12 protein-coding genes are annotated in these 22,549 nt (G+C 64.4%); 10 read left to right on the forward strand and 2 right to left on the reverse strand.

Annotated features, from left to right (window positions below; all coding sequences use genetic code 11):
• Positions 1-594: 594 nt before the first annotated feature.
• Complete coding sequence (locus HPT29_RS07950; RefSeq protein ID WP_259060689.1) at positions 595-2,538, forward strand: autotransporter assembly complex protein TamA; 1,944 nt, start codon at positions 595-597, stop codon at positions 2,536-2,538.
• Positions 2,538-6,839, forward strand: a complete 4,302-nt coding sequence (locus tag HPT29_RS07955) for a translocation/assembly module TamB domain-containing protein (RefSeq protein ID WP_173948402.1) — start codon at positions 2,538-2,540, stop codon at positions 6,837-6,839. The genes HPT29_RS07950 and HPT29_RS07955 overlap by 1 nt, the downstream gene beginning before the upstream one ends.
• Positions 6,840-6,876: 37 nt before the next feature.
• On the opposite strand, the gene HPT29_RS07960 is transcribed toward HPT29_RS07955, so the two are convergent.
• Complete coding sequence (locus HPT29_RS07960; protein ID WP_173948403.1) at positions 6,877-7,878, reverse strand: Bug family tripartite tricarboxylate transporter substrate binding protein; 1,002 nt, start codon at positions 7,876-7,878, stop codon at positions 6,877-6,879.
• Between the two features lie 124 nt (positions 7,879-8,002).
• Positions 8,003-8,683 carry a GntR family transcriptional regulator gene (locus tag HPT29_RS07965; protein ID WP_173948404.1) on the reverse strand — a complete coding sequence of 227 codons (681 nt, stop codon included), beginning with the start codon at positions 8,681-8,683 and terminating at the stop codon, positions 8,003-8,005.
• Positions 8,684-8,876: 193 nt separating this feature from the next.
• Here HPT29_RS07965 and HPT29_RS07970 point away from each other — a divergent pair, with 193 nt between their 5' ends.
• The 8 genes from HPT29_RS07970 (at position 8,877) to HPT29_RS08005 (ending at position 22,195) form a co-directional block, all read left to right on the forward strand.
• Positions 8,877-9,857 (forward strand): TRAP transporter substrate-binding protein, encoded by a 981-nt coding sequence (locus HPT29_RS07970; RefSeq protein ID WP_173948405.1) that lies wholly within the window; start codon positions 8,877-8,879, stop codon positions 9,855-9,857.
• A 182-nt stretch (positions 9,858-10,039) separates the two neighbouring features.
• Entirely contained in the window at positions 10,040-10,579 is a 540-nt protein-coding gene (locus tag HPT29_RS07975; RefSeq protein ID WP_173948406.1) for a TRAP transporter small permease, read from the forward strand.
• Positions 10,580-10,583: 4 nt separating this feature from the next.
• Complete coding sequence (locus HPT29_RS07980) at positions 10,584-11,864, forward strand: TRAP transporter large permease (protein WP_173948407.1); 1,281 nt, start codon at positions 10,584-10,586, stop codon at positions 11,862-11,864.
• Positions 11,865-11,887: 23 nt separating this feature from the next.
• Positions 11,888-12,724 (forward strand): 5-dehydro-4-deoxy-D-glucuronate isomerase, encoded by an 837-nt coding sequence (gene kduI / locus HPT29_RS07985; RefSeq protein WP_173948408.1) that lies wholly within the window; start codon positions 11,888-11,890, stop codon positions 12,722-12,724.
• On the forward strand, positions 12,721-13,479 hold the full coding sequence (gene kduD / locus HPT29_RS07990; protein WP_173948409.1) for a 2-dehydro-3-deoxy-D-gluconate 5-dehydrogenase KduD: 759 nt from the start codon (positions 12,721-12,723) through the stop codon (positions 13,477-13,479). Before kduI ends, kduD begins: the two co-directional genes overlap by 4 nt.
• 17 nt (positions 13,480-13,496) lie before the next feature.
• The gene (locus tag HPT29_RS07995; protein WP_173948410.1) at positions 13,497-13,835 is read left to right on the forward strand and encodes a cupin domain-containing protein; all 339 of its coding nucleotides are present in this window, start codon (positions 13,497-13,499) and stop codon (positions 13,833-13,835) included.
• 405 nt (positions 13,836-14,240) lie between these two features.
• Entirely contained in the window at positions 14,241-20,090 is a 5,850-nt protein-coding gene (locus tag HPT29_RS08000; RefSeq protein WP_259060514.1) for a hybrid sensor histidine kinase/response regulator, read from the forward strand.
• Positions 20,087-22,195 carry a response regulator gene (locus tag HPT29_RS08005; RefSeq protein WP_173949612.1) on the forward strand — a complete coding sequence of 703 codons (2,109 nt, stop codon included), beginning with the start codon at positions 20,087-20,089 and terminating at the stop codon, positions 22,193-22,195. The genes HPT29_RS08000 and HPT29_RS08005 overlap by 4 nt, the downstream gene beginning before the upstream one ends.
• Positions 22,196-22,549: the final 354 nt, after the last annotated feature.

A 22,549-nucleotide genomic window follows, 5' to 3' on the forward strand; every position in this document is an offset into this window, starting at 1 on the left:
CCTTTACAATGATTTTGGCTGGAAAACTCTACAGGAGAATTCAACCAAAACAAAACTGTAAGCAAACCTGGCACCAAGACGGTCGCTCTACATCGGAGCAACTTGATCTTAGCCACGCGCCTGTTTCTAAAAATTACACCCGGTGGTCCGGTTGGTCAATGAGGCTTGGCTATCAGTTCCCAGTAGAGGTTAGATGAGCACGAATTTTCCGAAGGGCACCGGCAAGTTCTCATTTTCGCCACATTCGGCGAGGTCGCGCGATCATCACTCCAATTGGCTTCCGATCTGAGTAGAATGTTATTGAATGGCCGGGCCCAAGCCGATTTGAGCCTGCGCGGCGACGGGAGAGGGTGGCTTCTACTGAAAGTATATTTTCCTCAGCAGCTCCTGTGACCTTTCCTCAACTATCATTCCAAAATCGGAACGTCAGGGTTTTGCCGTTGAGGAAACTGTGATTAGGTGCCTCCCGGTCAACTAAGCAGATCGGGGCCGGACGCCGAGTTGGGCGCGATGGGCTGAAGGACCGGGAGACGTTGATCCGAGTTGGCCAGGGAGATCGTGCCTCAATTGCGGTGGCTGAGTAACAAGCGACGGATCGTGGTCCCTGTTCTCGTAGGCGTTCTGTTCAGTAGCCTGCCGATCGCGCCTGCCTTCGCTCTTGATCTCTTCGGGTGGCTTCGCGGGACGAGCGATGCGCCGCCCCCGCCGAGCCAGCAGGCTCTGCCTTACTCACTCGATATCGTCGTCGGCGGCGACAATAGCGACCTGAAGCAGACTCTGAAGGACGCCTCGACCCTCCAAAGCCTGCAATCGGATCCCCCGCCCGACGCCGCCGCGCTGGTTAGCCGTGCCGAGGCCGATCTGCCCCGTCTCATCGATGCGCTCTGGGGGGCGGGCTACTACAATGCCCGCGTCACCATCAACGTGGCCGGGGTACCGCTGATGCTGCAGGCCTCCCGGTCGGATGCCGCGACCCGGGCGGCCTCGGGCTACCTCGCGCGCGCGCTCGTGCCCATTCACATCATCGCGGATCCGGGGCCGCAATTTGCCCTGAGGGATTTCGCCATCGTGGATGCACGGACGGGGCGTCCCTTCCCACCCGGCGAGCTTCCGCCCAGGATCGTTCAACTCAAGCCGGGCGATCCGGCGCGTTCCGCCGACATCGTCGCGGCAGAAGCGCGGATCGTTGACCATTTCCGGGCCCAGTCGCGTCCCTTCGCCAAGATCCAGCGGCAGGATCCCGTCGTGATCCATCCGGCCGCGGCCATGGATGTGACCCTCGCGGTCGAGCCCGGCCCCCGCGCCGGGATCGGGGAGATTTCGATCAGCGGAGCGGAGAACGTCGATCCGGCGGTGGTGCGCTCCTTCATCTACACGGAGCCGGGCGATCCGTATTCGCCCGCAGAACTCACGTCCATGCGCAAATCGATCTCCCAGATCGAAGCCCTGTCGTCCGTGCGGATCCGCGAGGGCACGGCCCTCGACGCCTATGGCAACCTGCCTCTCTTCGTGGAGCTGACCGAACGCCCGTTGCGGGTCATCGGCGCATCGGTTCAGTATTCGACGACGGACGGACCGGCGGTCCGAGCCTACTGGGCACATCGCAACCTGTTCGGCGGCGCCGAGCGGCTGCGGCTCGAGGGCAGCATCTTCTATCTCACCGAGGATGGGGGCGATCCCAACCGGAACCAGGATTTCACCTGGGACAACCTCGGAGGACGGTTCCGCGCGAGCTTCCTCAAGCCCGCCCTCTGGGGAACCCGCAACGACTGGCTGGTGGACGGCCTTGTCGAAAGGGACAGGACGGAGGGCTATACGAGCCGCCTCGCGAATGCGAGCACCGGCATCCGCCACCGCTTCAGCGACACCTTCTCGATCCAGGGCGGCATTGAGTACGAGAAGGGGCAGGCGACCGACATCCTCGGTCAGATCGACTACACCCTGGTCGGCCTTCCATTGTCTCTCAGCTACGACTCGACCGACAACCTCCTCAATCCCACCAAGGGCGTGCGGGTGCTCGCCTCGGTCGCCCCTTACCCGGAATTCCTGGGCTCCACGGTCCCAATCACGATCGCGCGAGGATCGGCCTCGGCTTACTTCTCCCTTGATGAGGAAGCTCGTTACATCCTCGCCGGCCGGATCGGTCTGGGCTCGATCGTCGGCGCGGATCTCGACGAGATCCCGGCCAATCGGCGCTTCTATGCCGGCGGCGGCGGTTCGGTGCGTGGCTACCGTTACCGGACGCTCGGCCCGACCTACCTCGGAGAGCCGATCGGTGGCCGGAGCCTGCTCGAAGCCTCGCTGGAAGCCCGCATCAAGATCACCAACACCATCGGCATCGTTCCCTTCGTGGACGCCGGCACCGCCTTCGAGTCGAGCTTCCCGGATTTCGACGAGACCATCCGTGTCGGGGCAGGCCTGGGCCTGCGCTATTATACGGCCATCGGCCCCATCCGCCTGGATGTCGCAATCCCGGTCAATCCGGGACCCGGCGATCCGTCCTACGCCATTTATGTCGGAATCGGACAGGCCTTCTGATGATCAAGCCAATCCGCTCCATCGCCCTCCTGTCGATCATCGCCTTACTGGCAGCTGCAGCCTTCTGGCTGGTCGGAGGCCGTCCCAGTCAGGCGCAGAGCGATCAGGGCGTTCTGGCCAACCTGATTTCACGTCTCCTGTCGACGCCGACGACTCGGGTCACCATCGGCAGCATCGAGGGCGCGCTCTCATCGAACGCGGTCATCCGGGACGTGCGCATCGCCGATCGGGACGGCGTGTGGCTGAACCTCGATCGTGCGCGTCTCGTCTGGAGCCGTACGGCGCTTCTGACCGGACGCCTTCAGGTCGACGAACTCATCATGGATCGTCTCCAAATTGCGCGCAGGCCACTGCCTGCGGAGGAGGACGCTCCCGTTTCCGACGAGCCGATCCTGCCCGACCTGCCGGTCCGGGTGATCGTGGATCGGTTCGCCCTGCAGGAACTCGCCCTTGGCCAGCCGGTGCTCGGCACGCAGGCGCGGCTCTCGGCGGCAGGCTCCGCCCAACTCGGGAATCCCTCCGAGGGACTCGACCTGACCTTCGAGGCGCAGCGCCTCGATGCCCCCGGACGGCTGTCGATCGATCTCACCTACGTGCCGCAGACGAACCGGTTGGCTCTCAACCTCACGCACCAGGAACCGGCTGGCGGTATCGCCGCCCGGTTGATGGATCTGCCCGGGCTTCCGCCCGTCGATCTGAAGCTCGCCGGCCAGGGGCCCTTGAGCGACTTCGCCGCCCGGCTGGATTTCTCCGCCGGACCGACGATCGGCGCCGCCGGGACCGCGACCGTCAAACGGGCGAATGCGGCTTACGACGCGAACCTGGATCTCGCGGCCCGCATCGAGGGTTTGCTGCCGGCGCCGGCCGCTCCGGTCTTCAGCGGGACCACCCAGCTCGTCGGCAGCGTGACGGTCGGCGATGATGGCAGCGTGAGGTTCCAGCCGATCCGCATTACGTCGAATGTCGCCCGATTCGAGATGACCGGGACGGTCAGTTCCGGCCAGGTTCTCGATCTGACCCTCAACGCGCGTGCCCTGCCGACCGACGGCGCGAAAACGCGCGCCGGAGAGGCGGAAATCGCCCGACTCAACTTCGACGGCACCGTGCAGGGATCCTTGACGGCGCCCCGCATCAACGGCTCGCTCGAGGCCGCCGAGATCCGGCTGCCGGACGGGGCGCTGGATACGCTGACGGCCCGTATTGCGATGAATCCGGTGGAAGGCGTCTCGCCGCCTGAGCGGTTCTCTTTCGCTATCGATGCCAATGCGGCGGGGATCCGGCCGGCCGACCGGGCGCTCGCCCGCGCGGTGGGGCCTACGCTCTCGATCACCTCGCGCGGTTCCTTCGGTCTGGACGGGGTTGCCAATGTCGAGACGGCCCGGATCGAAACCTCCACGGCGCAGGCCGGATTCACGGGGCGGGTGGGGAGTACCGTTCTCGACGGCACGGTCGATGCCCGCCTTCCGGCTCTGGCTTCCTTCTCAGGCCTCGCAGGCCGGCCGCTGCAGGGGTCGGCCACCCTGACGGCGCAGCTGTCGGGCAATCCGCGTCGATACGATATGGCGGCTGTCATCGATGCCCGGCTGCACGAACTCTCGACGGGGATGCCGGCTGTCGATGGCCTTCTCGGACGGACGGTCACGGCGGCGGGCACGGTGCGGCGCATTCCCAACGGCTTCGGTTTCGAGAATTTCCGGCTCGACGGGGCACATCTCGATGCCAGGATCGACGGGCGCGCCACCCAGTCGGCGGCCGATCTCGGCCTGGACGTGACCATCGACGAGCTCAGGCGTGTGGATCCACGGATCACCGCCGGCCGGGCCAGCATCATGGCTCGTCTCGGGGGCTCCCTTGAGCGGCCAGACGTGAAAGGGGTCGCAACACTCACCGACGTACGGGCTCTCAATCGATCTGTTCCGAACCTCGGCGTCAGCCTCGATGCCAAAGATGTGACGGGCGCACTGGACGCGGCGCTCACGCTGGATGGGCAGGTGGATGGAAAGCCCGCAACCGGTTCTCTGCATCTCGCAAGGCCCGCGGCGGGCGGATGGCTCCTGGACCGGCTCGATATCGACATCGGCTCGGTGGCGCTGAACGGAAATCTCAGCCTGGGCGCCGACAATCTGGCACAGGGTGACATCAAGCTGTCCGGCAGCAACTTCGACGATCTCTCGCCGCTCGTGCTCACCAAGCTCGATGGCGCACTGGATGCCGCTGTTTCACTCAGCGTCAGCAACGGCGGTCAGAACGTTCAGGTGACCGCGCGTGGCGCGCGCTTTGCCGTGGCGGACGTGTTGGTGAGGGACGTCGACGCCAGGCTCACCCTCCAGGATCTCTATCGCCGTCCGATGATCGACGGCACGGTTTCGGCCGAGGCTCTGACGGCCGGCGGACAGACCTACCGAACCGTACGCTTTGTGGCTGCCGGTACGCCTCAGTCCTCGCAGTTCACCGCATCGGCTGTCGGCCAAGGGTTCGATCTCGATGCACAGGGTCGCGTCGTACCCGGTGACGCGACACGGATCGAGCTTGCGAGCTTCAGCGCCCGTCGGGGTGGCAGGCGCCTGGCTCTGGCGCAGCCGGCGGCCATCACGTTGCAGAACGGTGCCGTCACCCTGTCCAACCTGGTGATCGCGACGGATCAGGGACGGGTCACCGTGAACGGCACGGTGGCCGACAGGCTGGATCTGACGGTCGACATCCGCAGCCTGCCGCTTCAGGTCGCCGACATCGTGGTCCCCAATCTCGGCCTCGCCGGCACGGTCAACGGCAATGCGTCCATTGGTGGGACGGTGGCAAGTCCTACCGGAACCTACCGGGTCACCGTATCGGGTCTCGCCACGGCCGAGACGCGTCGGGCCGGCCTGCCGGCGCTCACCATCGACGCGCAGGGGCGGCTGGCCGACCAGCGCGCTGGTCTCGACGCGAGGATCGCCATCGGCCGCGGCGGAACCTTGCAGGTCTCGGGCAGCGTTCCCTTGAGCCCTGCCGACGAGCTTGCTCTGAGGGTTGCCGGGCGCACCGATCTCGCCATAGCCAACTCCTTTCTGTCCGCATCCGGTCAGCGTCTGACAGGAGCCGCCAATCTCGACCTGTCAATTGCCGGCACGTTCTCGAACCCGCGAATCGAGGGCAGCGTGACGCTCGCCAATGGCAGCTTCGTCGACTCCCTGCAGGGGATCCAGCTCAACGGCATCGCCGGACGGTTCGTCGCCCGCGGGCAGGTGCTCTCCATCGAGAACCTCACGGCCCAGACGCCCGCCGGCGGGTCCCTGGCGGCCCGCGGCCAGGTGACCATCGATCCTGCCGCGGGGCTGCCCGGCGAGATTCGCATCACGGGAACCCGGGCCCAGCTCGTCTCGAACGAGACCGTAGAGGCGAGCGCCGACCTTGACCTGACGCTTTCGGGGCCGCTCCTGAGCCGACCGCGGGCTGCGGGACGGATCAACATCATCACCATGAACGTCTCTGTGCCGGACCGGCTGCCCACTACCCTGCGGCCGCTGCCCGGCACCCGGCATGTGCGGCCGACCCCGACCGCCGCGGCGCGGCTCGCCCTCGCCAAGCGGCGGCAATCCGCTTCCGCGCGCGGCACCCCGTTCCGGGCGGAGCTCGACCTGACGCTGACTGCGCAGAACCGCATCTTCGTGCGCGGCCGCGGCATCAATGCCGAACTCGGCGGCGACCTGCGGCTCCAGGGCACGACCCAGGATCCGATCGCTATCGGGGCCTTCGAACTCCGCCGCGGCCGCTTCGACCTTCTGGGCCAGAGGCTCGATTTCACGCGCGGGCGGCTGGACTTCACCGGCGATCTCACGCCGTCGCTCGACTTCCTGGCCGAGACCCAGGCGGGCGACGTCACCGCGCGCATCGGCGTCACGGGCCCGGCCTCGAGCCCCGAATTCACGTTCAGCTCGGAGCCCGACCTGCCGCAAGACGAGGTTCTCTCGCGCATCCTGTTCCAGAGGCCGTCGGGAGGGCTTTCGGCCGGACAGGCCCTGCAGCTCGCCCAGGCGGTCGCGCAGCTCTCCGGCGGGTCCGGCAACGACGCGTTCGAGCAGCTGCGCCGGTCCCTCGGGGTCGACAGCCTTGACATCACCGTCGGGGCCGGCGGCGGTCCGGGCGTGGGTGTCTCGCGCTACATCAGCGACAACGTGCGGGTCGGCGTCAGGGCGGGCGCGCAGCCGGATGAGAGCGGCGTGACGGTCGATATCGACCTGACGCGGCGCCTGAAGGCGCAGGGCGAGATCAACGCCGAGGGCGGCAGCTCCGTGGGTCTGGGCTTCGAGATGGAGTACTAGGCGGCAGGGAGGCGCCTCAGGGCGCCTCCATACCCGATCAGTCGACCTTGGCGCCCGAGGCTTTCACGACCTTGGCCCATTTCTCGTGCTCGGTCCTCACATAGGCCATGAGCTCGTCCGGGCTCATCGTCCGGATCTCGCCGCCGAGATCCGCGAAGCGCTTCTGAAGCTCGGGGGTCTCGAGAGCCTTGCGCACCTCCTGATTCAGCCTGGATGTGATCTCGGGCGGCGTGCCCTTCGGGGCGAACAGGGCGAACCAGCTCGAGGCCTCGAAGCCGGGCAGGCCCGCCTCGGCCAGGGTCGGCTTGTCCGGGATGGCTGGAGACCGCTTCGACGAGGTGACCGCCAGCGCCCGCAGGTTGCCGCCGCGGACCTGCTCGATGGACGAGGGCAGGTTGTCGAACATCACATCCACCTGGCCGCCGATCAGGTCGTTCACCGCCGGGCCGCTGCCGCGATAGGGAACGTGGGGCATCTCGACCCCGGTCATCTGCTTGAAGAGCTCGCCCGACAGATGGATCGAGGTGCCGTTGCCCGAGGACGCCATGGTCAGCTTGCGCGGCGCCGCCTTGGCCTCGGCGATGAATTCCTGGACATTTGTCGCCTTCACGGTCTTGGGGCTGACCACCATCAGGTTCGGCACGCCGGCCACGTAGGCGACGGGTGCGAAATCGTTGAGCGCATCGTAGGGCATCTTGGCGTAGAGGCTCGGATTGATGGCGTGGGTGCCCACCGTTCCCATCACGAGGGTGTAGCCGTCGGGATCGGCCTTGGCGACCGCATCGGTCCCGATGTTTCCGCCGGCGCCGCCCCGGTTTTCGATGACGAATTGTTGCCCCAGGGATTGGGACAGCTTTTCACCCACGAGCCGGGCGAAGATGTCCGTCGTGCCGCCGGGCGTGAACGGCACGATCAGACGCACGGGCCGGGACGGATAGGCGGCCGGCTGGGCGAGCACGGCGCCGGAAGCCAGACAGACTGAGGCACTCAGAGCAAGGCCGAGCAGGGCCCGGCGCGTGGGGCTGGAGAGGATTGGCATTGCGGCTCCCTGGACGATCGATGTCGTTGGCCGCGCCGACGTGCCGGAGCGGCAACCATCATGAGAGCGCAAGGTCCCGAGAGAGGCAACGGCTTTCGCGCCGCCTCGCGATGGCGCCGAGGGCTCAGGAGCTGAAGAGTTCCGGGTTCTCCGCCTCGACCCGGGGCAGGGCGCGAAGGATCTCGGTAAGATGCCGGCGCATAGCCTCGGCCGCGGCATCCTCATCGCGGCTGTCGATGGCCGTCATGATGGCGCGGTGCTGGTCGATCAGGGGCAGCATGGCCTCCGGGCTCGGCAGCGTCAGCTGGCACACCCGGTCCATATGGGCCTTGATGTCCTGAACAGCCTCCCAGGCCAGCGGGCAGCCGGCGCCCTCAGCCAGGGCGATGTGGAACAGCTCGTCGTAGCGCTGGAAGGCATCGTGGTCGTTCCGCCGGGCCGCCTGCTCCTGCATTTCGAGAAGATTCTCGATCCGCTCGCGGCTCTGCGGGTCGAAGGACGAGCAGGCGCGGCGCACGACCGCCGTCTCAATCGCCTCCCGGACGAACCGGGCCTCCATCATCTTGCGCACCGAGATCTTTACGACCGTAGTGCCGCGCTGCGGCTGGATCTCCACCAGCCGGGTCCGCGCCAGGCCAATCAGCGCCTCCCGCACCGGCTGGCGCGACACCCCGTGCCGCTCCGCGATGTCCTGCTCGGAGAGGCGGCTTCCGGGGGGAAGCTCCAGGGCGATGATCAGGCGGCGCAACTCGCTCTCGATGCGCTGGGCGGCTGAGCCCTGGCCGACAGGAAAAGGCGTGTTCACGGCACTCTCATTCTTTTGGCGGGTTGCGTAACATATAAGTGCATACTACCATACAATCGTCGACCAGGTAAGCCGCGGCAAGCAGCGACTGGTCCCGTTCCGATGGGTGCCATGGCCCGGGGGCGCAGGACAAGCCGGCCGAAGGCTTGGTTCGAACCAATAAAGCATACGAGGAAGCCTAAGGAGGAAGATGATGTTCACCAGGAGAACTCTCGCTGCGACCGCCCTTGGCGTGTGGGCGGCATTCATGAGCGGCGCGGCCGGCGCCCAGACGACCCTTCGCTCGGCCGACATCCACCCGGACGGATATCCCACAGTCGAAGCTGTCAAATATTTCGGCTCCCTGCTCGAGAAGAAGACCAACGGCCGGTACAAGGTGCAGGTGTTCCACTCCGCGCAGCTGGGCCAGGAGAAGGATACGATCGAGCAGACCCGCTTCGGTGTGATCGACCTGAACCGGATCAACATGGGTCCGTTCAACAACCTCATTCCCGAGACGCTGGTCCCGTCGCTGCCCTTCATCTTCCGGTCGGTCGACCATATGCGCAAGACCATGGACGGTCCCGTAGGCGATCAGATCCTAAAGGCCTTCGAGCCCCATGGGCTGGTGGCGCTGGCCTTCTATGATTCGGGCGCCCGGTCGTTCTACAATTCCAAGCGCGTCATCAACACGCCGGCCGATCTCAAGGGCATGAAGGTGCGCGTGATCCAGTCGGATCTCTTCCTCGACATGGTGAACGCGCTCGGTGCGAACGCGACTCCGATGCCTCCAGGCGAGGTCTATTCGGCGCTCCAGACCGGCGTCGTGGACGGAGCCGAGAACAACTGGCCGAGCTACGATTCCTTCCGTCACTTCGAGGTGGCGAAGTTCTACTCGCTCACCGAGCATTCCATGTCGCCGGAGGTGCTGGTGATGTCGAAGAAGAGCTTCGACAAGCTCTCGCCGGACGACCAGAAGGCGGTGCGCGAGACGGCGAAGGAATCCGTCGTGAAGATGCGCGAGCTCTGGGAAGCACGCGAGAAGGAGGCCGAGAAGAAGATCCGGGCGAGCGGCAGCCAGATCAACAACGTCGACAAGCAGCCCTTCATCGACGCCATGAAGCCCGTCTATGAGAAATACGCCAAGGACGCGAAGGTGAAGGAGCTCGTCTCCCGCATCCAGGCGATGAACTGAGCGGACCTGCACGTCCGCTCCCTCGGACCGGCTGGCGCAGCGTGCGGAAAAGTGGATCCGGTTTTCCGCATAGAACGATGTGCCAGCCAAGAATGAGCATCGGTTGGATCCCGAAAGTGCAAGTCCACTCTTGGGTCCGATGCTCAAGCCGGTCCGTCCCTGTCCCCTGGAGATCTTTACCGATGCGCGCTGAACTTGCCGCGCTGTCCCGCGTCCTCGCCGTCGTCAATCGGGCGGCGCTCTGGATATCCGGGATCGGCCTCATCCTCATGACCGCCTTCGTCGCCTGGCAGGTGTTCGGACGTTACGTGCTGAACGAATCGCCGAGCTGGACGGAGCCCGCCTCCCTGCTCCTCATGAGCTGGTTCATCCTGCTCGGCTCCGCGGTGGGCGTGCGCGAGGGCAACCATCTCGGCTTCGAGATCGCGCTGCACTATGCCCCCCATGGCCTGCGCCAGATCATGCTCGCCGTCACCGAAGTGCTGGTGATGTTCTTCGGCGGCGCCATGGCGTGGTACGGCACGATGCTGGCGGTCGAGACCTGGTCGGCGCTGATGCCGGGCCTGCCGATCCCGCAGGGGTTCGATTACGTCCCTCTCGCCGTAGGCGGCGTTCTGATCGCGCTCTTTTCCCTGGAAAAGCTCGTGCGCCTGCTTCTCGTCGGCGAGGATGTCCCGATGGTGCGCGTGGACGAGCCGCATCTCGTTGCCGTGAAGGATTGAAGTCATGGAGATCTGGGTTCTCTTCGGCGTCTTCACGCTCCTGCTCGTCATCGGAACGCCGGTCGCGTTCTGCCTCGGCATCGCGTCGCTGGCTACCGTGCTCTACATGCAGCTGCCGCCGGTCGTGGTGTTCCAGCAGCTCAATTCCGGCATGAACGCCTTCGCCATGATGGCGATCCCGTTCTTCATCTATGCGGGGGATCTGATGATGCGCGGCGGCATCGCGGATCGCCTGATCCGTCTGGCAGCCGGCTTCGTCGGCCACCTGCGGGGCGGTCTCGGGCAGGTGAACGTGGTGGCCTCGACCCTGTTCGGCGGCATCTCGGGCTCCGCCATCGCGGATGCCTCCGCCATCGGCGGCATCATGATCCCGCAGATGGAAAAGCGCGGTTACGCGAAGGATTACAGCGTCAACGTGACGGTGAACTCCGCCATCATCGCGCTGCTCATCCCGCCGTCGCACAACATGATCATCTATTCGATCGCGGCCGGGGGAACGATCTCGGTGGCGGATCTGTTCACGGCGGGTGTCCTGCCGGGTCTTCTTCTGGCCGCCGCCCTGATGATCACCGCCTATGTGGTGGCCGTCCGCCGCGGCTATCCGGCCGATCCGTTCCCCGGCTTCCGGATGCTGGCCTATTTCCTGGTCTCCGCCGTGCCGGGTATCCTGCTGATCTTCATCATCTTCGGAGGCGTCCGCTCTGGCGTCTTCACGGCGGCGGAGAGTTCGTGCATCGCTGTCGTCTATGCGCTGCTCGTCACGCTCTTTGTCTACCGCGAGATGAACTGGGAGAGCTTCGTCGAGGCGACGCTCGGGGCCGTGCGCACCACCGCCATGGTGCTGCTCGTCATCGGGACGGCGAGCGCCTTCGGCTGGCTCATGGCCTTCCTGCAGGTGCCGCAGGCGACGATCGAGCTGATGCGGACCGTGTCCGACAATCCGATCGTCGTGCTCCTGCTCATCAACGTGATCCTGCTGGTGCTCGGCACCTTCATGGACATGGCCCCGATGATCATCATCTGCACGCCGATCTTCCTTCCCGTGATCAAGGCCTTCGGCATCGATCCGGTGCATTTCGGCGTGATCCTGATCCTCAATGCCGGCATCGGTCTCAATACGCCGCCGGTGGGCTCGGTGCTCTTCGTCGGTTGCGCGGTCGGCAAGATCACCATCGGCGAGGCCATGAAGACGATCTGGCCCTTCCTGGGCGCGAGCGTCTTCGTCCTGCTGCTCGTCACCTACATTCCGGGCCTGTCGCTCTGGCTCCCGGCCCTGTTCCGCTGATCCCACGTATTCACGAGGTAACGATGACCATCGAAATTCGGCAGGTATGCCACCCCGAGGCCGTGCGCCATTTCAGCTCGGCCGAGCTGCGCCGCCATTTCCTGATCGAGACGCTGTTCGTTCCCGGCGCGGTGAAACTGACCTACAGTCATATCGACCGGCTCGTGGTCGGTGGTGCGACCCCCACCGCCGGGGCGATCCGGCTGGAATCGCACAAGCAGATCGGCTCGCCGAACTTCCTGGACCGGCGTGAGCTCGGAATCGTCAACCTCGGCGGCGCGGGGCGCGTTCATACCGATGGAGAGATTCACGATCTTGCTCCGCGCGATGCGCTCTATGTCGCCATGGGCACGAAGGATGTCGTCTTCGAGAGCCTCGACGAGGCTACGCCAGCGAAGTTCTACCTCGTCAGCACGCCCGCCCATGCGCGCTTCGAGACGGTGAAGATCGGCCTCGACCGGGCCCGCCGGGTCGATCTGGGCGATGCCGCGAACGGCAATGTCCGGACGATCTTCCAGATGATCCACCCGGAGGTGTGCCGCTCGGCCCAACTCGTCCTCGGCATGACCCAGCTGAAGCCCGGCAGCATGTGGAACACCATGCCGGCGCATCTGCACGACCGCCGCTCGGAGGTTTATGTCTATTTCGACATGCAGCCCGACACGCGCGTGTTCCACTTCATGGGCGAGCCCGACGAGACGAAGCATCTCGTGGTCGCCAACGAGCAGGCGATCCTGTCTCCCGGCTGGTCGATCCATTCCGGCGTCGGCACCAGCAACTACACCTTCGTGTGGGCCATGGGCGGCGACAACCAGGACTTCACCGATATGGATATGGTGCCCATGGAGTCGCTGCGGTGACGGCCTCGTTCGATCTGACCGGCAAGACGGCGATCGTGACCGGGGCCAATACCGGCCTGGGCCAGGCCATTGCCGTTGCCCTGGCGCAGGCCGGCGCCTCCCTCGTGGCCGTCGGCCGCTCCGCCATGGACGAGACCGAGCGCCTGTGCCGCGAGGCCGGCGCGGGCTTCCATGCCGTCCAGGCGGACCTGTCGAGCCTGGAGCCCATCGAACGGATCGTCGCCGAAGCGGTCTCGGTGACCGGACGGATCGACGTCCTCGTCAACAATGCCGGCATCATCCGCCGGGCGGATGCCATCGGGTTCACGGAGAAGGACTGGGATGATGTGATGAACGTCAATCTCAAATCGACCTTCTTCCTGTCGCAGGCGGTCGCCCGAACCATGCTGGCGGATGGGCACGGCGGCAAGATCATCAACATCGCGTCGCTGCTGTCATTCCAGGGCGGCATCCGCATCCCGTCCTATACGGCGAGCAAGAGCGGTCTGGCCGGACTCACGCGGCTCCTCGCCTGCGAATGGGCCGCGAAGGGCATCAACGTGAATGCCATCGCGCCGGGCTATTTCGTCACCAACAACACCGAGGCGCTCCGCGGCGATCCGAAGCGAAGCGCCGACATTCTCGCGCGGATCCCGGCCGGACGGTGGGGGGATCCGACGGACCTCGCCGGCGCCGCTGTCTTCCTGGCATCGCCCGCGGCAAACTACGTCCACGGCATCGTCCTGCCGGTGGACGGCGGCTGGCTGGCACGCTGACCCATTCTGGAGGAACCATGAACCGTATCAACGAACCTTTCGCCTTCGACAGCACCATCGACTGGGAGCCCGCAGGCGAAGGCATCCGCCGCAAGGTCCTCACGTACAATGCGGAGGTCATGATGGTGCGCGTGGCCTTCCAGGCCGGGGCCGTGGGCACGCCCCACTCGCATCCGCACATCCAGTGCAGCCTCGTCGAGGCGGGCGTCTTCGACGTGACCATCGCGGGCCGGACCGAGCGGCTGAAGCAGGGCGACAGCTTCCTCGTGCCGCCGAACGCGATCCACGGGGCGGTGTCCATCGAGGCCGGCGTGCTGCTCGACGTCTTCACCCCTATGCGCGAGGATTTTGTCTAGCCGGCCCCGAAGCCTGCGCTTCCTGGTCACGTCTCAAGCCGCAACAAACATGTTGCGGCTTGTTTTGCTTTGGGCTCTATGCAAGGCCCGAAATCATTAACTGCCGCAGCGTCAATCTAGGCGTAGAGGCCAGAAAACATGCCGAGACGTTCAGGTCGGGGCGTGATGATGCCGATTGGCCCGGACGACGGTGACGTCTCCCGGATCCACAAGTTCGCCCTATCCTAATACAACATTACGATTAACCGAACTGGCACAAAATTGTCTCGGGGCGGAACTCTCGCGCTTGAAAAGCGTTAAACGGGGTCGAATTCCATCCGAAGACGAACACAATAGCTTTGGGACGTCGGCACATGGGGATCCAGGTTGAGGGTTTGAGCCTGGAACAGCGTAACGGGGGGCCTTATGTCACAAGTCGAAACCACCACTTCGCAGCTTGATCCCAGGCTGCTGCTCAAAACCTTGCGCGCCTTCAGGAAAGGCGATTTCTCGGCTCGTCTGCCGTCCGATCTGACCGGCATCGACGGCGAGATCGCGGAGGCTTTCAACGATATCGCAGAGCTGAACCACGGCCTCGCCCAGGAACTGGAGCGGGTCGCCAAGGTCGTCGGTAAGGAAGGGCGGATCGAGGAGCGCGGGCGGCTGGCGGGGGCGACCGGCTGCTGGAGCGAATGCGTCGATTCCGTCAACGCCATGATCGGCGACATCGTGCAGCCGACCGTCGAGGTCGCACGCGTGATCGGCGCTGTCGCGAAGGGCGACCTGAGCCAGACGATCGACCTCGCGACGGACGGACGTCCGCTCCGGGGCGAGTTCCTGCGCATCGGCAAGGTGGTCAATACCATGGTGGGGCAGCTCGGCAGCTTCGCCTCCGAGGTGACCCGCGTGGCCCGCGAGGTTGGATCGGAAGGTAAGCTCGGCGGCCAGGCGAAGGTGAAGGGTGTCGCCGGCACCTGGAAGGATCTGACCGAGAACGTGAACCTGATGGCGGCCAATCTGACTGGCCAGGTCCGCAACATCGCCGAGGTCACTACCGCGGTGGCGAACGGGGATCTCTCCAAGAAGATTACTGTGGACGTAAAGGGCGAGATCCTGGAGCTGAAGGACACCATCAACACCATGGTGGACCAGCTGAACTCGTTCGCGTCCGAGGTGACCCGCGTGGCGAAGGAGGTGGGCTCCGAAGGCAAGCTCGGTGGCCAGGCCCAGGTGCGTGGGGTCGGCGGCGTCTGGAAGGATCTGACCGACAACGTGAACATGATGGCGGCCAACCTTACCGGCCAGGTGCGCAACATCGCCGAGGTGACCACCGCCGTCGCCCGGGGCGACCTGTCCAAGAAGATCACCGTGGACGTGAAGGGCGAGATCCTGGCCCTCAAGTCGACCATCAACACGATGGTCGACCAGCTGAATTCGTTTGCCTCGGAAGTGACCCGTGTCGCCAAGGAAGTGGGCTCCGAGGGCAAGCTCGGCGGACAGGCGCAGGTCGAGGGCGTCGGCGGCGTCTGGCGTGACCTCACCGAGAACGTTAACATGATGGGCTCGAACCTCACCGCGCAGGTTCGAAACATTGCCGACGTGACGACCGCGGTGGCGAACGGCGACCTGTCCAAGAAGATCACCGTGGAAGTCCGGGGCGAGATCCTGGAGCTGAAGAACACCATCAACACCATGGTGGACCAGTTGAACTCCTTCGCGTCGGAAGTGACTCGTGTGGCGAAGGAGGTGGGATCGGAAGGCAAGCTCGGCGGCCAGGCGCAGGTGCGCGGCGTCGCCGGCACCTGGAAGGACCTCACCGACAACGTGAACCTGATGGCGGCGAACCTGACCGGCCAGGTGCGCAACATCGCCGAAGTGACCACCGCCGTCGCGAACGGCGACCTGTCCAAGAAGATCACCGTGGAGGTCAGGGGCGAGATCCTGGAGCTGAAATCGACCATCAACACCATGGTGGATCAGCTCAACTCCTTCGCCGGGGAAGTGACCCGCGTCGCGAAGGAAGTGGGCTCGGAAGGCAAGCTCGGCGGCCAGGCCCGCGTGGAGGGCGTGGCCGGCACCTGGAAGGATCTGACCGACAACGTCAACCTGATGGCGGCGAACCTGACGGGCCAGGTCCGTAACATTGCCGACGTGACGACGGCCGTCGCGAACGGCGATTTGTCCAAGAAGATCACCGTCGATGTGCGCGGCGAGATCCTGGAGCTGAAGTCGACCATCAACACCATGGTGGATCAGCTGAACTCCTTCGCGGGCGAGGTGACGCGTGTGGCCCGCGAGGTGGGCACGGAAGGAAAGCTCGGCGGCCAAGCCCAGGTGCGTGGGGTCGGCGGCGTGTGGAAGGACCTCACCGACAACGTGAACATGATGGCGGCGAACTTGACCGGTCAGGTGCGTAACATCGCCGAAGTCACCACCGCAGTGGCGAATGGTGACCTGTCCAAGAAGATCACCGTCGCGGTCGAGGGCGAAATTCTCGAGCTGAAGTCGACCATCAACACCATGGTGGATCAGCTGAACTCCTTCGCGGGCGAGGTGACGCGTGTGGCCCGCGAGGTGGGCACGGAAGGAAAGCTCGGCGGCCAAGCCCAGGTGCGTGGGGTCGGCGGCGTGTGGAAGGACCTGACCGACAACGTGAACATGATGGCGGCCAACCTGACCGGCCAAGTCCGCAACATCGCGGAAGTGACGACAGCGGTGGCGAACGGCGACCTCTCCAAGAAGATCACCGTCGATGTGCGCGGCGAGATCCTGGAGCTGAAGTCGACCATCAACACCATGGTGGATCAGCTCAACTCCTTCGCGTCCGAGGTGACCCGCGTGGCCCGCGAGGTGGGCATCGAGGGCAAGCTCGGTGGGCAGGCGCAGGTGCGCGGGGTCGCCGGCACCTGGAAGGACCTCACCGACAACGTCAACATGATGGCGAATAACCTCACCGGCCAGGTGCGCGGCATCGCCAGCGTGGTGACGGCGGTCGCCGAGGGCGATCTCAAGCGCAAGCTGACGGTGGATGCCAAGGGCGAAATCGCCGCGCTGGCCGAAACCATCAACGAAATGATCGACACGCTCGCCACCTTCGCCGATCAGGTGACTAACGTGGCCCGCGAAGTGGGCGTGGAAGGCAAGCTCGGCGGGCAGGCGAGGGTGCCGGGCGCCGCCGGCCTGTGGCGCGATCTCACGGATAACGTGAACCAGCTCGCGGCCAACCTGACCACTCAGGTGCGCGCCATCGCGGATGTGGCCACCGCCGTGACCAAGGGCGATCTGACCCGGTCGATTTCGGTGGAAGCCTCGGGCGAGCTGGCCTCGCTCAAGGACAACGTCAACGAGATGATCCGCAACCTGCGCGACACGACGCTCAAGAATGCGGAGCAGGATTGGCTGAAGACCAATCTCGCCAAGTTCACCCGCATGCTGCAGGGCGAGCGCGATCTCACCACCGTGTCCAACATGATCCTGTCGGAGATCGCTCCGCTCGTGAACGCGCAGCAGGGCGTGTTCTATACGGTCGAGACCGACGGGAGCGAGCCCATCCTGGAGATGGTTGCCTCATACGCATTCACGGAGAGAAAGCACCTCAACAACCGGTTCCGTCTGCGCGAAGGTCTGGTCGGGCAGGTCGCCTACGAGAGGAAGAGGATCCTGCTCACCAACGTGCCGGGCGACTACATCACCATCAGCTCGGCCCTCGGCGAGGCGCCGCCTCTCAACATCATCGTACTGCCGGTGCTGTTCGAACAGGAGGTGAAGGCGGTCATCGAGCTCGCCTCCTTCAGCCGGTTCTCGGAGACGCACCAGTCCTTCCTCGAGCAGCTCACCGAGTCGATCGGCATCGTTCTCAACACCATCGCGGCGAACATGCGGACGGAGGGCCTGCTGAAGCAGTCGCAGCTCCTGACCACCGAGCTGCAGAGCCAGCAGGAAGAGCTGCGGAACACCAACGACCGTCTGGAGCAGCAGGCTGCAACCCTGCGTCAGTCGGAAGAGCTCCTGAGGCAACAGCAGGAAGCGCTTCAGAAGACCAACGAGGAGCTCGAGGACAAGGCGCAGCTGCTCGAGCTCCAGAAGCGGGAGGTCGAGACCAAGAACCAGGAAGTGTCCGTCGCCAAGACGGCCCTGGAGGAGAAGGCCGAGCAGCTTTCGCTGACCTCGCGCTACAAGTCGCAGTTCTTGGCCAACATGAGCCACGAGTTGCGGACGCCGCTGAACTCGCTTCTGATCCTGTCGAAGCTGCTGACCGAAAACTCGGACGGCAACCTGACCGACAAGCAGAGGGAGTTTGCGAAGACCATCCACGCGGCGGGATCGGATCTTCTCTCGCTCATCAACGACATCCTGGATTTGTCGAAGATCGAGTCCGGCACTGTCAGCCTGGAAGTGTCGAGCGTCGCCTTCAAGGACCTGGTCGACAACATGGAGCGCACCTTCCGCCAGGTGGCGGAGGAAAGAAGGCTCGACTTCCATGTGGAGGTCGATCCCAAGCTGCCGCCCGCCATCCGGACGGATTCGAAGCGGCTGCAGCAGGTGCTGCGCAACCTCCTGTCGAACGCGTTCAAGTTCACGGAGCGCGGAGGCGTGACGCTTCAAATCGGATCGGCCGAGGGAACGCCCTTGAGGGCGGGAAGCCAGTGGATCGCTATGTCGGTGACCGATACGGGCATCGGCATCCCGGAGGAGAAGCAGCGCATCATCTTCGAGGCCTTCCAGCAGGCGGACGGCACGACAAGCCGGAAGTACGGCGGAACCGGTCTGGGTCTCTCGATCAGCCGCGAAATCGCCCGTCTGCTCGGCGGCGAGATCGTGGTGTCGAGCACGCCGGGGAGCGGCTCGACCTTCACGCTCTTCGTCCCGGTCGATCCTCCGGCCAGTCACGGAATTGCCGGCAGCGAATCCGCCGCCAGACCCAACGGAAATGGAGCAGGGCAGTACCTCGCCTCCGACGAATCGGCCGGATCGATGATCCGTCAGCCCTCGGCCGCAATGGCCCTTTCGGCCTCGCTCGACGATCGGCACGCGATCACCGGTGGTGATCGCGTGGTGCTCATCATCGAGGACGACGCGATGTTCGCCTCCGTCCTGCTGGAGCTCGCCCGGGAGGAGGGCTTCAGGGGACTGATCGCCATGGACGGGGCATCGGCCCTTGCCCTCGCGCATCGCTACAAGCCCCATGCGATCACGCTCGATATCGGACTTCCCGACATGGACGGCTGGGCACTCCTCGATCTGCTCAAGCACGATCCTCGCACCCGGCATGTGCCCATCCACGTGATCTCGGTCGACGATCAGAAGAAGCGCGGTCTCAAGGCCGGTGCCTTCGGGTTCCTGGAGAAGCCCGTCGACCGGGAAGCTCTCATGGGAGCGCTCAACCGCACCAAGGAGTTCATCGACCGGCCCGTGAAGAAGCTGCTTCTCGTCGAGGATGACGACAATCAGCGCATGAGCCTGTCCGAACTCATGAAGAGCGAACAGGTCGACGTGACCGCGGTGGGAACGGCCGAAAGTGCCCTGGAGGTGATCCAGGCGCGGCAGTTCGACTGCGCGATCGTCGATTTGGGTCTTCCCGACCTTCCCGGTGCGGAGCTCATCGAGCGCATCCGCAAGACGAAGGGAGGCGAGGAGCTGCCGATCGTCATCTATACCGGTCAGGACCTGACGAAGTCCGATGAGCGTCGGCTGCAGGGCATCGCCGCGACGCTCATCGTCAAGGGCGAAGGCTCGTCCGAGCGCCTCCTCAACGACACGGCTCTCTTCCTGCACCGGACGATCAGCGCCATTCCGGAAGAAAAGCACATCATCGTCGAGCGGCGTAGCGACAGTTCTCTCGAAGGCCGGAAGGTGCTGATCATCGACGATGACATGCGCAACATCTTCTCCCTGACGAGCGCACTCGAGCAGCATGGAATCTCGGTCGTCTTCGCTGAGAACGGACTGGAAGGCATCGAGAAGCTCCAGGCGAATCCGGATCTCGACGTGGCACTCGTCGACATCATGATGCCCGAGATGGACGGCTACGAGACCATGCGGGCCATCCGGAAGATTCCGCGCTACCGTGACCTTCCCCTCGTTGCGGTAACGGCGAAGGCCATGATGGGTGATCGCGAGAAGTGCCTCGAGGCGGGTGCGACCGACTACGTGTCGAAACCTGTCGATGTGGATCAACTCCTGGCCGTCTTGCGCGTTCAGCTCAGCCGGAGCACATATATCCCGGACGGGAGGATTGCTCCCAATGGTGCCGCAGAGACCGGGCTGAACACATGACGGAAGACGTAAGGCGAGGGGAGTCGGGTCTGGAACCGGACGATTTTCATCTCGTGTCGGCGCGTCCTCTTTCGGATCCGATACCGGCCAAAATTCTGGTTGTCGATGACGACCCCCGCAATCTGATCGCCGTCGAGGAGGTGCTCCGTTCTCCAGGCGTCGAGATCGTCACCGCCGATTCGGGTGAAGGAGCCCTGCGGCATGTGCTGAAGGACGACTTCGCCGTCATCCTTCTCGACATTCAGATGCCGCGTCTCGATGGATACGAGGTTGCGAGCCTGATCAGGAACCGGCCGCGTTCGTCGCGGGTGCCGATCTTGTTCCTGACGGCCTTCAACAAGGACGACATGCACGTCTTCAAGGGATACTCGGCAGGGGCGGTTGACTATGTCTTCAAGCCCATCGAGCCCCTGATCCTGAAGTCCAAGGTCGACATCTTCGTCGACCTTTACCGCAAGACCGAAGAGATCCGCCGGCAGGCCGAGCAGGAGCGGCGCCTGCTGATGGACAACCTTCATGTCCGCAGCGAAAAACTGAAGGCGGAACAGGCCCTGCGCCGGCGCGAAGAACATCAATCGATCGTCCTGCAGTCTCTGCCGATCGCGCTCTATACGGCTTCGGTCGAGGAGGATCACCGGCGTCTGCATTTCACCAACGAGAGCATCGAGCGCATCACCGGATTCGGTCCGGCGGCCTTCCTCGAGCGGCCCGACTTCTGGTCCTCCCGGATCAACCCGGAAGATCAGGAACGCGTCCTGATTCAGCTCAAGCGTCTAGGGGAAGAGGGAGCTGTCAATCTCGAGTACCGGTGGCGATGCGCCGATGGCGTCGAACGGTATTTTCTCGATCAGACGGTGCTCATGCGAGATGAGGACGGACGACCGCGTGAGTTCTTCGGCATGTGGTTCGACATTACCGAAAGCAAGCAGATGGAGCAGAACCTGCTTCACGCCAGCAAGCTCGAGGCCGTCGGCCGTCTCACTGGCGGAATCGCGCATGACTTCAACAACATGCTGAGCGTCGTGATCGGCAATCTCGACCTGCTGAAGAAATCCATTCAGGGCAACGAGAAGGCCGAGCGTCGGGTTCGCATGGCCCTGGAGAGCGCCCAGCATTGTGCGGATCTCACGTACAGGCTCCTGACCTTCTCGCGGCGTCAGGCGCTGCAGGTCTCGACGATCGACGTCACGAGCCTGATGCCGAGCCTTCTGGAACTGATGCGCAGAACGCTGGGCGAACATATCAATGCAAGCTTCCGTTCTGGCGACGGCATCTGGCCGATTCAGGTCGACCGTGCTCAGTTCGAGGCAGCCTTGCTGAACCTCGCGGTCAATGCGCGCGACGCCATGCCGGACGGCGGCGATCTGACGATCAGCATCGAGAACCAGGCTGTGGAGGAGGGCAGACCCACGCCCGGCGGCGAGTTCGTCGTGATTTCGGTCAGTGATACGGGCATCGGCATGCCGCCCGAGGTGCTCGAGAAGGTCTTCGAGCCCTTCTTCACCACGAAGGAGAGCGGCAAGGGGACCGGCCTGGGCCTGAGCATGGTCTATGGCTTCGTGCAGCAGTGCCATGGCCATGTGGAGATCGACAGCACGCCGAACGCCGGTACGACGATCCGCCTCTTCCTTCCCCGTTCTCATGAAGCTGCGGAAAGCGGGCCGGATCATCAACCAAGCATGGCTCATCCGTTCGGGGACGGGCGCACGGTGCTCGTGGTCGAGGACAACCCGGCAGTACGCCAGGTGGCGCAATCCACCCTTCATTCCCTCGGCTTCAAGGTGCTCGAAGCCGAGACCGGCGACGAGGCCGCCCGGCTCCTGAAGGCGAAGACGGACATCAAGCTCGTCCTTTCCGACGTTCGGATGCCGGGAGAACTCAGCGGCATCGACTTGGCGCGGCTTATTCAGCGGGAGCAGCCCGAGATCCAGGTTCTCCTGACCACCGGCTACTTCGATGGCGACGACAAGCTCGAAGACCTCAATCTTCTCTACAAACCCTATCGGGCAACGGACCTCGCAGAAAAGATCCAGTCGCTGATGAAGACGCCGCAGAGCGTCGAGTTGGAGAACACGGCGATCCACCAGGCTGCAGCTGTCGCTTAGCTCGATTCAGACTAAGGTCGGGGGAGGAGTGTTGGCGTAGAAGATCATGCCTTCGAGCCCCGGCGCTTGCCCGCCCTCAGTCGTGCCCAGGGATGTTCGGAAGTCTCAAGAATGCACTCACGCCTCGGCGCTGAGGCTGTCCCGCCCCCCGCACCACGCCGTATAGAATTCGCCAGTCCGATCGAGAACGAACACGGTCGGACGGTTCGATATGGCCGACCAGCATGCGGACTCGACGGCGAATTTCAGGGCCTTCGCGCGAAAATGGAACGATCCAAGATCCCGTCCGAATTGAGAAACAGTCCAGCGATCATGCTTAAATGCAACGCAATACGCTCCGTGGGGCATGAAGCA

Origin of the sequence: Microvirga terrae, from assembly GCF_013307435.2 — a bacterium.
GTDB classification, from domain to species: Bacteria; Pseudomonadota; Alphaproteobacteria; order Rhizobiales; family Beijerinckiaceae; genus Microvirga; species Microvirga terrae.

What these genes read in the sequence shown, in the direction of transcription:
- HPT29_RS07980 (WP_173948407.1), top strand. Translation starts at nt 10,584, where the DNA reads ATGGAGATCTGGGTTCTCTTCGGCGTCTTCACGCTCCTGCTCGTCATC.
- HPT29_RS07960 (WP_173948403.1), bottom strand. Translation starts at nt 7,878, where the DNA reads ATGCCAATCCTCTCCAGCCCCACGCGCCGGGCCCTGCTCGGCCTTGCT.
- kduI (WP_173948408.1), top strand. Translation starts at nt 11,888, where the DNA reads ATGACCATCGAAATTCGGCAGGTATGCCACCCCGAGGCCGTGCGCCAT.
- HPT29_RS07975 (WP_173948406.1), top strand. Translation starts at nt 10,040, where the DNA reads ATGCGCGCTGAACTTGCCGCGCTGTCCCGCGTCCTCGCCGTCGTCAAT.
- HPT29_RS08000 (WP_259060514.1), top strand. Translation starts at nt 14,241, where the DNA reads ATGTCACAAGTCGAAACCACCACTTCGCAGCTTGATCCCAGGCTGCTG.
- HPT29_RS07970 (WP_173948405.1), top strand. Translation starts at nt 8,877, where the DNA reads ATGTTCACCAGGAGAACTCTCGCTGCGACCGCCCTTGGCGTGTGGGCG.
- HPT29_RS08005 (WP_173949612.1), top strand. Translation starts at nt 20,087, where the DNA reads ATGACGGAAGACGTAAGGCGAGGGGAGTCGGGTCTGGAACCGGACGAT.
- HPT29_RS07955 (WP_173948402.1), top strand. Translation starts at nt 2,538, where the DNA reads ATGATCAAGCCAATCCGCTCCATCGCCCTCCTGTCGATCATCGCCTTA.
- HPT29_RS07995 (WP_173948410.1), top strand. Translation starts at nt 13,497, where the DNA reads ATGAACCGTATCAACGAACCTTTCGCCTTCGACAGCACCATCGACTGG.